Annotated in this window: 11 protein-coding genes; 5 read left to right on the forward strand and 6 right to left on the reverse strand. The window is 66.9% G+C overall.

Going from position 1 to position 15,220, the window contains the following annotated elements:
* A partial coding sequence (locus tag L995_RS16140) for a TonB-dependent siderophore receptor (RefSeq protein WP_047472620.1) occupies window positions 1–1,759 on the forward strand: 1,759 nt, incomplete at its 5' end.
* A gap of 13 nt (window positions 1,760–1,772) precedes the next feature.
* Here the strand turns inward: L995_RS16140 and L995_RS16145 are convergent.
* From L995_RS16145 to aqpZ, 3 genes are all read right to left on the reverse strand, one after another.
* Window positions 1,773–2,453 carry a Fe2+-dependent dioxygenase gene (locus L995_RS16145; RefSeq protein ID WP_047472621.1) on the reverse strand — a complete coding sequence of 227 codons (681 nt, stop codon included), beginning with the start codon at window positions 2,451–2,453 and terminating at the stop codon, window positions 1,773–1,775.
* Window positions 2,454–2,586: 133 nt separating this feature from the next.
* Window positions 2,587–4,812 carry a TonB-dependent receptor gene (locus L995_RS16150; protein WP_047472622.1) on the reverse strand — a complete coding sequence of 742 codons (2,226 nt, stop codon included), beginning with the start codon at window positions 4,810–4,812 and terminating at the stop codon, window positions 2,587–2,589.
* A 238-nt stretch (window positions 4,813–5,050) separates the two neighbouring features.
* Window positions 5,051–5,755: an aquaporin Z gene (aqpZ, locus tag L995_RS16155; protein WP_016446578.1), complete on the reverse strand. Its 705-nt coding sequence runs from the start codon at window positions 5,753–5,755 to the stop codon at window positions 5,051–5,053.
* 243 nt (window positions 5,756–5,998) lie between these two features.
* On the opposite strand from aqpZ, the gene htpG reads away from it, so the two are divergent.
* From htpG to L995_RS16175, 4 genes are all read left to right on the forward strand, one after another.
* Window positions 5,999–7,945, forward strand: a complete 1,947-nt coding sequence (htpG, locus tag L995_RS16160) for a molecular chaperone HtpG (protein ID WP_047472623.1) — start codon at window positions 5,999–6,001, stop codon at window positions 7,943–7,945.
* 365 nt (window positions 7,946–8,310) lie between these two features.
* Window positions 8,311–11,901 carry an IPTL-CTERM sorting domain-containing protein gene (locus L995_RS16165; RefSeq protein WP_047472624.1) on the forward strand — a complete coding sequence of 1,197 codons (3,591 nt, stop codon included), beginning with the start codon at window positions 8,311–8,313 and terminating at the stop codon, window positions 11,899–11,901.
* A gap of 149 nt (window positions 11,902–12,050) precedes the next feature.
* Entirely contained in the window at window positions 12,051–12,602 is a 552-nt protein-coding gene (xrtH, locus tag L995_RS16170; protein ID WP_034390117.1) for an exosortase H, read from the forward strand.
* Window positions 12,603–12,612: 10 nt separating this feature from the next.
* The gene (locus tag L995_RS16175; protein WP_012203109.1) at window positions 12,613–13,368 is read left to right on the forward strand and encodes an exosortase H-associated membrane protein; all 756 of its coding nucleotides are present in this window, start codon (window positions 12,613–12,615) and stop codon (window positions 13,366–13,368) included.
* 19 nt (window positions 13,369–13,387) lie between these two features.
* Here the strand turns inward: L995_RS16175 and ureG are convergent, their stop codons facing one another.
* From ureG to L995_RS16190, 3 genes are all read right to left on the reverse strand, one after another.
* Entirely contained in the window at window positions 13,388–14,029 is a 642-nt protein-coding gene (gene ureG / locus L995_RS16180) for an urease accessory protein UreG (RefSeq protein WP_016446573.1), read from the reverse strand.
* 20 nt (window positions 14,030–14,049) lie between these two features.
* Complete coding sequence (locus L995_RS16185) at window positions 14,050–14,766, reverse strand: urease accessory protein UreF (protein WP_047472625.1); 717 nt, start codon at window positions 14,764–14,766, stop codon at window positions 14,050–14,052.
* Window positions 14,759–15,220, reverse strand: a 462-nt coding sequence (locus L995_RS16190; RefSeq protein WP_047472626.1) for a hypothetical protein, incomplete at its 5' end; no start/stop codon positions are given. The genes L995_RS16190 and L995_RS16185, both read right to left, overlap by 8 nt.

The raw sequence follows: 15,220 nt of genomic DNA on the forward strand, positions 1-15,220 counted from the left end.
CTATGACCGCGTGGAGGTGCTGCGCGGTGCCGCAGGTCTGCTGGTGGGCGCGGGCGATCCTTCCGGCACCATCAATCTGGTGCGCAAGAAGCCCTCGCGCGACTTTCAGGGCCATGTGGGGACGGGCCTGGGCTCCTGGGGCCGGCGCCGTGCCGAGATCGATGTCTCCGGCCCGCTGGCGCAGGAAGGCCGCGTGCGCGGCCGCTTCGTGGCCGCTGCGGAGCAGGGCGGCACGCATGTGGACTTCTACAAGGAAAAAAAGCGCACGCTCTACGGCGTGGCCGAGGTCGATCTGCCCGATGGCTCCCTGCTGACGGCGGGCCTGCACTACCAGCGCAGCAATCCGCGCGGCAGCTCGGGCAGCGGCCTGCCGCTGTTCCACAGCGACGGATCGCCCACTGATTTCGGGCCGCACACCAATGCCGGCGCCCGCTGGAACACCAACCGCATCGAGGCCTACAACCTGTTCGCCACGCTGGAAAAGCCGCTGCCGCAAGGCTGGCTGCTCAAGCTCTCGGCCAACCATTTGCGCGGCAAGCGCAGCGGCTCGTCGGCCGATGCGAGCTGGGGCTTCCCCGAACGGGACACCGGCGAAGGCGTGATGCTCTACGGCGGCTACAGCCGCGCCTGGCAGCGCCAGACCGGCGTGGATGCCTCCGTGCTGGGACCGCTGCAGCTATGGGGCCGGCGCCATGAGATGGTGCTGGGCTTCAACTGGGCCGAGTACGACAACCAGCACGAACCGGCCGATGACGACATAGAAGGCCGCGCAATCAATATCTACCACTGGGGCAACCAGACCGGGCTGCCCGTGATTGCCGCAGACAAGCTCATGGACTACGACACCTGGCAAAAGCAGTACGGCGCCTATGGCGTGCTGCGTCTGAAGCCGCGCGACGACCTGTCGGTGATCGTGGGTGCCCGCCTGAGCAATTACCGCTACGCGCTGTCCACGCTCTACACCTCGGCCGCGCTGGCGCCGCGCAGCAGCGTGGTCGGCATGCGGGAGAACGCGGCCTTCACACCCTACGGCGGCATCGTCTATGACCTGAACGACAACCACTCCCTCTACGCCAGCTACACCAGCATCTTCAAGCCGCAAAGCCAGCGCGACCGCAACGGCGCCGTGCTCGATCCCCGCGAAGGCGACAACTACGAGCTGGGCATCAAGAGCGAATTCCTGGGTGGGCGGCTGGCCAGCTCGGCCGCGCTGTACTGGGTGCGCCAGGACAACCTGGCCGAGGTCGATGCGGGCCAGACCGTGCCGGGCACCTTGCCGGCCGTGGCCGCCTACCGTGCCGTCAAGGGCGCCAGGACCCAGGGCGTGGACTTCGAGATCAATGGCGAGATTGCGCGGGGCTGGCAGGTCGGTGCCAGCTACAACTACAACAGCACCGAGGATGCCGCAGGCCAGCGCATACGCACGGTGTTCCCGCGCCAGATGGCGAAGCTGTGGACCAGCTACCGCTTTGGCGGCGTATTGCGCGGCCTGACCCTGGGCGGTGGCGTGAACTGGCAGGACCGCATCCATTTCACGGCCACGCCCTGGCAACTGGGCAAGGCCGTCACGGCCGAGCAAAAGGCCTATGCCGTGGTGAATCTGATGGCGCGCTACGAGTTCGACAGGCAGTGGTCGGCCACGCTGAACCTCAACAACCTCTTCGACAAGCGCTACCTGCAAGGCCTGGACACCACGTTCTACACGGGCTACTACGCGGCCACGCGCAATGTGACGCTCAACCTCAAGTACCGGTTCTGAGGACGCTCTGTCGTCAGGCCTGCGACCACATCCGCAACAGGTTGTGGTACGTGCCGGACAGCGCGGAAAGCGCGGGGTCGCCCGGGTGGCGCAGCGTCAGTTGCTGGATCTGCTGGTCCAGGTCGAACAGGATGCGGCGCTTCTCGTCCGAGGCCACGAGGCTGTGGGTCCAGAAGAAGCTGGCGTAGCGCGTGCCGCGCGTGACGGGGTTGACGCGGTGCAGGCTGGTGCCGGGGTAGACGATGGCGTCGCCTGCGGCCAGCTTCACGCTCTGGTGGCCGAAGGTGTCTTCCACGACCAGTTCGCCGCCTTCGTATTCGTCGGGCTCGCTGAGGAATACGGTGGTGGAGACATCGCTGCGCACCTTGATGGCCGTGCCGGGGATGGTGAAGATGGCGTTGTCTATGTGGTTGCCGTAGGTGCCGCCGCCTTCGTAGCGGTTGAAGCGCGGCGGCAGCACCTTCAGCGGCAGCGTGGCCGACATGAACAGCGCGCTGGCCCCCAGCCTGTCGAGGATGAGGTTGCCTATCGCCTGGCCGGCCTGGCTGTCCAGCGGCAGCTGCAGGTTGGCCTTGACCTGGGCCGCCAGGGGGCCGGCCGTGGCGCGGCCGTCCTGCCACGGGGCCTGCTCCAGCGCCTGGCGGCACTGGCGCACTTCGTCGGGGCTGAGCAGGGCGGGTATGCGGAGCATCATGGCAGGCGGTCCTCAGGGGCGGAATCAATGAGTGTCCTGCAAAAAAGCCCCGCAGGCGGCGATGGCCTGCGGGGCTTTGCGGTGATCTGCGCAGCGTCAAGCCGCTGCGCGTTCGCCCGGGGCGATCAGCAGATCAGTACGTCCACTTGAGCGAGGCCACGGCCGAGCGGCCTGCCGCCATGGTCGCGTAGTGGGGCGAACGCACGCCGCTGTAGTAGACCTTGTCGCCCAGGTTGTACAGGTTCAGCTGCACGGTCAGGTTGCGGTCGATCTGGTAGGCCACCATGGCGTCGTAGCGCGCATAGCCGCTGGCGCCCTTGGTGACGATGCCGCCATCCACCGTGGACAGGATGTAGCTCTGGTTCACGCTGCTCTGGGCGTAGATGCCCAGGCCCACGGTCAGCTTGGCCATGGGCTTGTAGCTGGTCCACAGGCTGAAGCTGTGCTTGGGCGTGTTGGGGAAGGGCTGGCCATTGGCCACGCTGCCCGCGCCTGCGTTCTTCTGCTCGCTGTCCATGTAGGTGTAGCCGCCGAAGACGCTCAGGCCCGGCAGCACGCTGCCCGTGAAGCCCAGCTCCACGCCGTTGACCACCTTGTTGCCGCCCATGTAGGTGACGCCGTTTTCGGTGATGCGCGCATTGGTCACGTCGTTGCGGAACAGCGCGGCGGTGAGCGCCAGGCGCTTTTCCATCAGGTCCCACTTGGTGCCCAGCTCGAGCGAGCGGGTCTTCTCGGGCGCCAGGTTGGCCAGCTGGTCGGTGGAGATGCCCAGGTCCTCGTTGCCGTTGCCCAGCATGGAGCCGCCGGGGCGCGAGGAGGTGCCGAGGCTGGCGTAGATGCTGCCGTTGGTGGCCGGCTTGTAGACCAGGCCCAGCTGGTAGTTGAAAAGCGTGTCCGAACGGCTCAGGTCATAGGCCGGCGTGTTGCGGCCGGCGGGGCCGGAGGCGCTGAGCTTGTAGTGGTCCATGCGCAGGCCGGCGTTGAGCAGCCACCGGTCGTTGAACTTGAGCGTGTCGAAGCCGTACAGCGCCACGGTGTCGATCTTGTTGTGGCTGGGGTCTCCCAGGGTCACGGGCAGGTTCCACAGCGGGCTGCTGTCGGGGTTGTTCAGCGAGGCGCACCACAGGCTGGCAGCCGTGCAGGTGGTGTTGGTGGTCTGTACGGCAGCCGTGCGGGATTCTGCCTTTTCCTTGGACAGTTCCAGGCCGAACGAGTAGCTGTGGCCCACGCTGCCGGTCTGGGCCTTGCCCGTGAATTCCGAGAGGTTCTGCAGTGTCTTGATGTCGGCCACGCGTGCATTGCCACGGCGGAACACATAGCCGTTGACGACATTGCCCTTGCTGTCGTCGGGCTGGGTCCACAGGTAGTCCTGTTCGGTCTTGCTGTAGCGCAGGCTGTTGCGGAACTTCTGGGTGTCGGTGAACTTGTGCTCCACGGTGGCCGTGAAAAGGTCGCTCTTTTCCTTTTCGTAGTCGCGGCTGGTCAGGCCGTACCAGTTGTCGCGGTTGTTGCCGTAGGTGGGACGCACCACGCTGCCGCCGCGCAGGCCGGCCGCAGCCGTGCTGGTGTACAGGTAGGGCACGCCGCCATCGGGAATGTTGTCGGTCTGCAGGTGCTGCCAGGACAGCGAGACCTCGGTGGGCGTGCCCATGCCGAAGGTCACCGTGGGGGCGATGCCCCAGCGCTTGTTCTCGGGGCCGCTGCGGCCGGGAACGTCGGCGTCGTGCACCATGGCGTTCAGGCGCAGGCCCACGCCTTCGCCCAGCACGCGGTTGGCGTCGATGGTGGCGCGCCGGTAGCTGTCCGTGCCCAGGCCCACGTCGCCGCTGATGAAGTTCTCGTTCCTGGCCTTCTTGGTCACCAGGTTGATGGAGCCGCCAGCGCCGCCACGTCCTGCATAGGCCGAATCGGCACCCTTGATGACCTCCACCGATTCCAGGTTGAACACTTCGCGCGTACCGGCCGCAATGTCGCGCATGCCGTCCACGAAGGTGCTGGCCTGGGCATCCATGCCGCGGATGAAGGGCTGGTCACCCGAGGGGTTGCCGCCTTCGCCGTTGCCGAAGGTGATGCCGGGCGTGGACCGCAGGGCTTCCTGCAGGCTGGTCGCGCCGGTCTGCTTGATGATTTCCTCGTTGATGACCTGCACCGTCTTGGGCGTGTCCACCAGCGGGGCCGTGAACTTGGCCGAGGAGGCGTTGTCGGTCTTCACGGGCGCTTCGGTCGAAGACGTCACGTTCACGGTGCCCAGCGTGGTGCTGGCCTGCGCAAAGGCCGGGGTGCCAGCAAGGCACAGGGCAGCGGCAAGGGCCAGCTGGGTGAGGTTCGCGGGGGGGAGGATTTGTTGGATTTTGCTCATGTTCACTCCGATGAAAGCCCGCGGATTGTTATTGCGAATCACTAGTGTTCGGTTTCTGCTTCGTAAAGTTGGCCTGTTTGCCCTGGGTAAAAGTCCTTCGCGTTGCCGCCATGCAACAAACGAAAACCGTGTTTCACCAAAGGTCCAATGAAAACGCGGCTGCTGCCGGACGAAAAAAAGCGGCTGTCGCCAGCCGCCGTGGTTTGCTGCGGGGCGCCTGCTGCGCCCGTGCCTGGCCTTACTCGTCGGCCGGATTGGACAGCAGGGCCTTGTAGATCACGGCGCCGATCAGCGCGCCCACGATGGGGGCCACCCAGAACAGCCACAGTTGCGAGACGGCGATCTCGGGACCGAACAGGGCCGGGCCCGTGCTGCGCGCGGGATTGACCGAGGTGTTGGTCACGGGAATCGAGATCAGGTGGATCAGCGTCAGGCACAGGCCGATGGCCAGCCCGCCAAAGCCGGCTGCCGCGCGCTTGGCCGTGGCGCCCAGGATGACCAGGATGAAGAAGGCCGTCATCACCACCTCGGTGACCAGGGCAGCCGTCATGCCGTAGCCGCCCGGCGAATGCGTGCCGAAGCCGTTGGTGGCAAAGCCGCCGATGTCGGCACCGGCCTTGCCCGTGGCGATCACGTAGAGAATGCCTGCGCCCGTGATGGCGCCCAGCACCTGGGACACGACGTAGCCCGGCAGCTCGCTCCAGGCAAAGCGCCCGCCCATGGCCAGGCCCACGGAGACGGCAGGGTTGAAGTGCCCGCCCGAGATGGGACCGAAGGCATAGGCGCCGGTGACCACCGTCAGGCCGAAGGCCAGCGAGACGCCGACCAGGCCGATGCCCACCTGCGGGAAGGCGGCGGCCAGCACGGCCGCACCGCAGCCGCCCAGGGTCAGCCACAGGGTTCCGAGGAATTCTGCGGACCATTTTTGAACAGAGCTGTGCATGGGAAATCTCCTGAAACAGGCCCGCCGCTGCGCCCGGGCCCTGCGCGCACTGCCCGCCGAATGGAGGAAAGTGGCGCAGTTATAGCGCTGCGCCTGGCCTGCCGAGAGGGCAAGAAAGTGAACAATCGTCCACAGCCTGCGTCGCCACAGGGGCGGCGGGCTCTTGAAATTGCATCCGCCGACCCGAGATGAGGGCTGATTTTTTCCCTGTTGTGAACCCATAGGACATAGGACACTGTCTGCATGAGCAAGCAAACCCATTCTTTTCAGGCCGAAGTTGCACAGCTGCTGCACCTGGTCACGCATTCGCTGTATTCCAACCCCGAGATCTTCTTGCGCGAGCTGGTCTCCAACGCATCGGACGCCTGCGACAAGCTGCGCTTCGAGGCGCTGAACAACGCCGCGCTGTATGAAGACCAGCCCAACCTGGAAGTGCGCGTGTCCTTCGACGCCGCCGCCAAGACGCTGACCATTGCCGACACCGGCATCGGCATGAGCGAGCAGGAAGCCATCGACAACCTGGGCACCATCGCCAAGAGCGGCACCAAGGCCTTCATGGAAAAGCTGTCGGGCGACCAGAAGTCGGACTCGCAACTGATCGGCCAGTTCGGCGTGGGCTTTTACTCGGGCTACATCGTGGCCGACAAGATCACCGTGGAAACACGCCGCGCGGGCCTGCCGGCCGCCGAAGGCGTGCGCTGGACCAGCGGCGGCACGGGCGAGTTCGAGGTCGAGCAGATCGAGCGCCCCCAGCGCGGCACCAGCATCACGCTGCACCTGCGCCCCGAGGCCGAGGAGTTCCTCAATGCCTGGAAGATCAAGCAGGTCATCGGCAAGTACTCCGACCACATCAGCCTGCCCATCCTCATGGAAAAGGAGGAATGGAAGGACGGCGAGAACGACCAGCCCGGCGCCATGGTCAAGACCGGCGAGTGGGAGACCATCAACAAGGCCAGCGCGCTGTGGACGCGTCCCAAGAAGGACATCACGGCCGAGCAGTACCAGGACTTCTACAAGGCCATCAGCCACGACTTCGAGAACCCGCTGACCTGGAGCCACAACCGCGTGGAGGGCAACACCGAGTACACGCAGCTGCTGTTCATTCCGGCCAAGGCACCGTTCGATCTCTACAACCGCGACAAGAAGGCCGGCGTCAAGCTCTACGTCAAGCGCGTCTTCATCATGGATGACGCCGAGGCGCTGATGCCCGGCTACCTGCGCTTCGTCAAGGGCGTGATCGACTCGGCCGACCTGCCGCTGAACGTCAGCCGCGAGCTGCTGCAGGAAAGCCGCGACGTGCGCCTGATCCGCGACGGCTCCACCAAGCGCGTGCTGTCCATGCTGGAAGACCTGGCCAAGCACGATCGCCACGAGGCCGGCGAAGGCACGGACGGCGTCACCGACGTGGTCAGCGAAGAGGACAAGGCCAAGGAAGGCAAGTACAGCCAGTTCTACGCCGAGTTCGGCGCCGTGCTCAAGGAAGGCCTGGGCGAGGACTTCGCCAACAAGGAACGCATCGCCAAGCTGCTGCGCTTTGCCTCCACCAGCCAGGAAGACGCCATGGTCTCGCTGGCCGACTACAAGGCCCGCATGAAGGAAGGCCAGGACGCGATCTACTACATCACGGCCGACTCCCTGACGGCAGCGCGCAACAGCCCGCAGCTCGAAGTCTTCCGCAAGAAGGGCATCGAAGTGCTGCTGATGGCCGACCGCGTGGACGAATGGGCCATGGGCTACCTGACCGACTTCGACGGCACGCCGCTGCAGTCCGTGGCCAAGGGCGCCGTGGACCTGGGCAAGCTGCAGGACGAAGAGGAAAAGAAGGCCGCCGAGGAAGCGGCCGAAGCCTTCAAGCCCCTGCTGGCCAAGCTCAAGGAGGCGCTCAAGGACAAGGCCGAGGACGTGCGCGTGACCACGCGCCTGGTCGACTCGCCGGCCTGCCTGGTGGTGCAGGACGGCGGCATGAGCCTGCAGCTGGCGCGCCTGCTCAAGCAGGCCGGCCAGCAGGCGCCGGACGCCCGCCCCGTGCTGGAGGTCAACCCCGAGCATCCGCTGGTCAAGAAGCTGGACGGATCGGTGCATTTCCATGACCTGGCCAACATCCTTTTCGACCAGGCCGTGCTGGCCGAAGGCGGCATGCCCGAGGACCCGGCCGCCTACGTCAAGCGCGTGAACGCTCTTCTCGCGTGAGTTCCTCACAAGGATCGCCCAGGCGCATTCCATAGGCCTCAGTGCCTGCTCACTGTCGTGCCAGCGCACGGCAGACAAGCCTTCCAAGCCGGTGCCAGCCAAGCTGCCACCGGCTTTTTCACGTCTGCAATCCGTGAGGAAAACCGGTAGTCGTCGGTGGACTCACGAAAAACTCACAAATTCTTCTAAATACTCACTTTTGTCAAAAATTCCATATCATATTTACTTTTAGTAATAAAGAACCATCATGCCTCCCTTTGGTGCGTCCGGTTGTCGGCTTTTTGACAGAGCTGTTCCAGCCGGGCACCCCGTGCGTCCGTGCCTGCGGCATTCGGCGCTGTCAACGAAGCAAAAGAGAGGTTTGTATGGCTTTCACGAGAAAGGGCTGGCTGGCGCGTGCGCTGCTGTCCGGCGGCTTGCTGGCAACAGCGGCTGCCGTGGCGGCGCCGGCCGACACCGACATCCTGGTCAACCAGGATGGTCTCTATGACGGACAGGACGCATCGGCAGGGCCTGCCGGCGGCACCTTCACCTATGTGGCCAAGGTCAGGCACAACAACATCGGTCCCGACGCCGTAGGCGTCACCCTGACCGAGGTGCTGCCCGTGGGCGCCGTGTTCCAGGGCTACAGCAGCAGCCCGGGCGGCATCACCTGCACGGCACCGGCTGCCGGCACGGTGCTCACCGCAGGCAACAACACGCTGGTCTGCAACATCGGCAACCTGGCGCCCGCCGATGGCTTCAAGTCCGTGGGCTTCGAGGTCATCCTGCCGACCGTCGGCACCAACTGGCGCGCCGTGGCCAGCGCGCGCATGGCCTCGCCCGACTACGACAACGACCAGAACAACACGCAGCTGGACCGCAACTTCACCACCACCGAGGCCGCCGATCTGGCCATCGCGATGGCGGCTCCCGCCAGCGTCGCCAACGGCGGCGCCTTCCAGTACGTCATCGACGTGCAGAACAAGGGCCCGTCCGAGGTCCCCGCCGGTGGCCGTACCGTGGTGCGTTTCCCCGTGCCCAACGGCGCCGTGGTCACGGGCGTGCCCTCAGGCAGCGGCTGGAGCTGCACGCCGGCCTCGGGCGAGCTCAACTGCACGCGCGGCGGCCCGGTGCTGCCAGGCGCCGTGCTGCCAGCCATCACCGTGCCGGCCATCGCCAACATGAGCGGCACCATTGCCGGCGCTGCCAGCGTCAAGGGCTACAAGGACGCCAGCACGGAGATGCCCGACGGCCAGTCCGGCAACAACACCGCCAGCGCCGCCGTGGTCTCCAGCGGCAGCGAGTTCGTGGATGTCTCGCTGCGCAAGCAGGTGGCGCCCACGGTGCTGGATGCGCTGCAGGCGACCGAGGTCACCTATACGCTGCAGCCGCGCCGCGAAGGCGGCTCCCTCGTGCCGCGCGATCTCACCGTCACCGACACCCTGCCGGCCGGCGTGACCTTCACGGGCTTCGACGGCAGCACGGCGCCCTGGCTCTGCGGCCACAACAGCGGCACCGTCACCTGCACCCATGCGGGCGAGTACCCGGTGGCCGGCTACGCCAACATGCAGGCCATCCGCTTCAAGGCCGTCGTGGCTGCGGGCGGTGCACCCGGCACGCAGCTGGTGAACCAGGGCGTGATCGGTGTGGCACCCGGCCTCAACGAGCCCAATACGACCAACAACACGGCCAGCGCGGCCGTGGACTTCAGCAACGATGCGCGGCTGAGGCTGGCCAAGGCCGGCCCTGGCCGCCCGGTGCTGGCAGGCCAGGAGTTCGAGTACACGATCACGGTGACCAACACCGGCCCCATGCCCGTGCTGCCGAATCAGCAGATCACCGTGACCGACAATCCCGCAGACGGCCGCATGGCCATCGTCAGCATGTCCGGTGCGGGCACCGGCGCGGGGGAATGGACCTGCACCACCCCGAGCTGCACCTCGACCGCGGGCCTGGCCGTGGGCGCCAGCCGCCAGATCAAGGTCAGGGCCAAGGTCACGCTGGCTTCGGGCCATCTGGACTTCACCAACAACGCCTCCGCTGGCGTGATCGGCCGGGACAATGCATCGGCCACCACCTCCGCGACCGTCACCGTGTCTGCCGACAAGGTGGATGTGGGCATCGTCAAGAGCGTGGTCAGCCCCGTGCCGCCGGCTGCCATCAAGAGCGGTGCGGAGGTCACCTACCAGCTGGTGGTGAAGAACCACTCGGCCAGCACGACGGTGACGAATGTCCGCGTGCGCGACGCGCTGCAGTCCCTGGTCAAGCAGACCGACGGCGTGCGCATCGTGGGCGGCAACCCGGTGGACGAGGCCGGCAATCCCGTGCCGTACACCTACCCGGGCGGCGGCTTTGTCTCCAGCCGCATCGTCTCCGGCGCCAACGCCAGCTGCGGCACTCCTTCGGGCGGCGTCAACAGCGAGACGCGCGATCTGACCTGCGACATCACCTCCATGGCCCCGGAGGCCGAGGTGGTGATCGAGGTCAAGATCCGCCCCAAGCGCGCCACCACCGGCACCTATGCCAACGCGGCCTCGGCCCAGTCTCTGGACATCCATGACGCCGATCCCGGCAACGATTCCTCGACGGCCAGCATCACCGTGCAGGCCATCGCGGAAATCGCAGCGCAAAAGCAGGTCTCGCCCAAGGTGGCGGCTGCGGGAGAGCCGCTGACCTATACGGTCACGGTGCCCAACTACGGCCCCTCGTCGGCCGCCAATGTCACGCTCAAGGACGTGCTGCCTGCAGACGCCATCTTCATCGGCACGCCCACGGTCTCCGGCGGCGGCACCTGCACTCCGGCTGCCACCGATGGCGTGCAGGGCGGAACGCTGGAGTGCGCCTGGGCCAATCCGCTGCCCACAGGCGCGCAGTACACCGTGACCTACAAGATGCGCTCGCGCGGCGATCTGGCGGCCGACACGGAGATCCTCAACACGGTCGCCGTGGACACCGCCACCGAGGAACTGACCAAGGCCAACAACCAGGCCGAGGCCAAGGCCCGGCTCAAGCGTGCCGAGCTGGATGTGAACATCAGCATGCGCCACACGGCGGACGGCCTGGTGCTGGGTGAGGACACCGAATACACCATCACGGTGACCAACTCCGGCCCCTCCTACGCCACCCAGGTGGTCGTGACCGACAAGTTCCCCGCATCGGGCTCCACGGCCACCTTCAGCTACCAGAACGGCCTGGCGCTGGCCGGCATTCCCGGCGCCTCCGCATCCTGGTGCGGCGTGCAGCCGGCGCTGAACGCGACCAGCGGGCCTCTGCAGTGCACCATCCCCTCGCTGGCGCCGGGCCAGAGCATGACCATCAAGTTCAAGATGCGTGCACAGACCCTGCCCGACAAGGCTTCGGGCGGCACCATCTACCACGAGGCCTCGGTCAAGCCCTTCGAGACGGAATGGCTGAGCAATGGCGGCGATGTGATCGTCAACAACACCACCACCGACCGGACCTCCACCAGCCGCCAGGGCAATGCCGTGGACCTGGGGATCGGCAAGCAGGGCCCCGCCGGCCCGCTGGACGATGGCGACACGGCCAGCTACACGCTGACCGTCACCAACTACGGCCGCGATCCGCAGTCGCCCGCGGGCGGCTCGGTGACCGACGTGCTGCCCGCCGGGCTGGAGTTCGTCTCGGCCTCGGCAGGCTGCAGCTATGCCAGCGGCACGCGCACCGTGACCTGCAGCGTGCCGCAGCTGGCCCAGGGCGGCACGGCCGTCTTCACGCTGGAGACCAAGCTGGACAAGCCCTACAAGGGCGCCCGCCCGCTGGTCAACTCGGCAACGGTCTCGGTGCCCGGTGACGGCAATCCCGACAACGACAAGAGCACGACCACCACGCCGCTCAAGCCGGGGCCGGGCGGCACGGCCAGCATTCCCACGCTGTCGCAGTGGGGCCTGATGCTGATGTCGTCCCTGCTGGCGCTGATGGCACTGGGGACCATGCGCAGGCGCGAGCGTCGGTGATGCGCCCGTGACGACAAGGGCCGGTGGCGTGATTCACGCACCGGCCTTTGTCGTCTTTGAGCGGTCCGAAGATAATGCGAGCCTATAGAGGGACACTGTTTCGCAACCGCCAGGTCGCAAGCCCGGCAACCAACACTCCAAGACCTGCCATGCTGCGTTTCTTTCTGATCTTTCTGGCCATCCAGCTGACGATGTTCGGGCTGAACCTGCTCAGTTGGGTGCAGCAGCACATCGTGCTGCCCTGGACGGCCTTCCTTGCGCACATCTGCGCCTCGCTGGTGACCTGGTTCGACAGCACGGCCTCGGCCACGGGCAAGGTGCTGTGGAACACGGCCACGGGCTTCGGCGTCTCCATCGAGGCCGGCTGCAACGGCCTGGAGGCCTACATCGTGCTGTTTGCCGCCGTGATGGCCTTCCCCTCGTCATGGCGCCAGAAGCTGGTGGGCCTGCTGGCCGGCTTCGTGGCCGTGCAGGCCATCAACGTGCTGCGCGTCATCAGCCTGTTCTACCTGGGCCAGTGGAGCACCACGGCCTTCAACTTCGCGCATGAGTACCTCTGGCAGGCGCTGATCATGCTGGACGTGCTGGTGTTCTGGCTGCTGTGGGTGCGCTGGAGCGGGCGCAAGGCGCCGTCGCAGGATGACGGCGGCCAGCCGCCGCTGCCGCCTGCCGCTGCAGCTTCCGCCGCCGTGGCCGCCTGAGGAGCAGGCCATGATTGGACGCAATCCCATCTCGCGCTTCGCGGCCCTGGCCATGGGCGGCATCGTGGTGCTGACCCTGGCCTGGACGCTGGCGGCCGGCTGGCTGGCCGTGCCGGTGTCCGGCATGAGCAAGTGGGTGCTGGAGAACGCCGCCAACGGCTGGGTGCAGCGCGTGGACCTGGAGACGCCCCGCAACCTGGTCGTCAATTCCTCGGTCCAGGTCTCCAACGAGCAGACCGGCTGGCGCCGCGCCGAGGCCATCGTCGAGGTCGATCCCGCTCGCTACGGCTACGGCCTGCCCGTGCTGGTGGCCATGCTGCTGGCGGCCTGGGGGCCGGGCCGGTGGTGGCGCATCCTGGTGGGCTATGTGGCGCTGCTGCCCTTGCAGACCTTCAGCGTGGTCTCGCAGGTGCTGATGCAGCTGTGCCTTGCGGCGCGGCTTGACCTCAACGTGCTGGGCATACAGACATGGCAGCTGGAGGCCATCGTCTACGCTTACCAGATGGGCGGGCTGATGGTGCCCACGCTGTGCCCGGTGCTGCTGTGGCTGGCGCTGGACATGGGTTTTGTGCGCCGCGTGCTGCTGCCGGCCTGGAACCGCAGCCGGGCGCCTGCCGCCGCGCCCCAGCCCATGGTGGCGCCCAAGCCCTCGGCCTGGCGCCAGACCGATGGCGCCGCCACCTCCACCGGCCACCCGCTGGTGTCCTCCAGCAGCGCGGCCACCCTGCCCAAGGCCAAGGCCACCAGCGGCACGCCGCAGCGCTGAAGGTTATGCGCGGCCGACTTCAGGCCTGAGCGGGCATGGGCGGCAGCAGGCCGCGCTCGGTGATGAAGTCGATCACCTCGCGCAGGCCCTTGCCGCTTTTCACGCTGCCCATCACATAGGGCTTGTGGGCGCGCATGCGCTGCGTGTCGGCTTCCATGATGGACAGGTTGGCGCCCACGTAGGGCGCCAGGTCGGTCTTGTTGACCACCAGCAGATCGCTCTTGGTGATGCCGGGGCCGCCCTTGCGCGGAATCTTCTCGCCGCCGGCCACGTCGATCACGTAGATGGTCAGGTCCGACAGCTCGGGGCTGAAGGTGGCGGCCAGGTTGTCGCCGCCGCTTTCGATGAAGACGATGTCCGCCTCGGGGAACTGGCGCAGCATGCGGTCCACGGCCTCGAGGTTGATGGAGGCGTCCTCGCGGATGGCCGTGTGCGGGCAGCCGCCGGTCTCCACGCCCATGATGCGTTCGGGCGGCAGGGCCTCGGCCACCGTCAGCAGGCGCTGGTCTTCCTTGGTGTAGATGTCGTTGGTGATGACCACCAGGTCGTAGTGGGCGCGCATGGCCTTGCACAGCATCTCCAGCAGCGTGGTCTTGCCGGAGCCGACCGGGCCGCCGATGCCGACGCGCAGCGGGGGGAGTTTCTTGGTGCGGGTGTTCATGGTGGACTTGGGGTGAGTGATCAGGACCGGAAGAGCCGGGAGTACTGGTGTTCGTGCCGTGCCTGCAGCACGCTCCATTGGGGCAGCATGGTGTCCAGCCGGGGCGGCGTATCGCTGGCGCGGCGGCGTGCCTCGCCCACGGCCTGCTCCAGCAGCGGATGCAGGGCCAGCAGCAGGCTCTGGCCCGCCACCTGGCCCAGTGGCACGGCCTTGATGGCAGCGGCCACCTGGTTCTCCAGCCAGGCAAAGCCATAGGCCAGCAGGGCATGGTCCTCGTCGGCATCCACGGCGGCGCAGGCACAGGCAAAGGCCGTGGGATAGGCCAGGCCAGGGGTGTCCACAAGGGCGCCCAGTTGTGCGATGCGGGGCGCAAAGGCCTCGCCGCCCCAGGGCACGGAGCGCAGCAGGCTGTGCAGCGACCAGCCCATCTGCAGGGTCTCGGCACGGGCCTCGCGGCTGTCGCGGCTGGCAATGAACCATTGGTTCCATTCGTGCACTGCCCCTGCGTCGCCTTCGCTCCAGGCCCGGCGCAGCAGCAGCCACAGCGGCGCCTCGCAGCGTGCAAAGCCGTGGGCCAGCGCATCGGCAATCCAGGTGCGCGCCGTGCCGGCATCCGTGACCAGGCCGTGCTCGATGGCGGCCTCCAGCCCCTGCGAATAGCTGAAGCCGCCCACGGGCAGCTGGGGCGATGCCAGGTGCAGCAGGGCGCACAGCCCCTGTATCGACAGGTCAGCCATGCGGATGGTCGTGGCTGTGCCCGTGTCCGTGTCCGTGTCCGCAGCAGCCTTTGTGGTCATGGTCATGGCTGTGGTCGTGGCCATGTTCATGCCCGTGGGAATGATCGTGTGAATGGTCGTGGGAATGGCCGTGTGCGTGCCCATGGTCATGCAGCGCATACACGCTCTGCGCCAGCGCCTGGTCTTCGGCAAAGCTGGCGTCATGGCCGTGGCGGTGGCCGCCGCCATAGGCGCCGGCCTCGGGCTCGAAGGGCGCATCCACCAGGGCCACCTGCGCGCCCAGGCGCAGCAGCATGTCGTGCAGCACGGGGTCGTTTTCCAGGTGCAGGTGCGTGGGCGTGACCTCCACCGGGATATGCCGGTTGCCCAGGTGGTAGGCCGCACGCAGCAGGCCCAGCGGCGTGGCCGCCGTCACGCGCAGCACCGCCTGGGGCGCGGCGCGCACGGCACGCGG

This window comes from Delftia sp. ZNC0008, assembly GCF_000799035.1.
Taxonomy (GTDB): Bacteria; Pseudomonadota; Gammaproteobacteria; order Burkholderiales; family Burkholderiaceae_C; genus Comamonas; species Comamonas tsuruhatensis.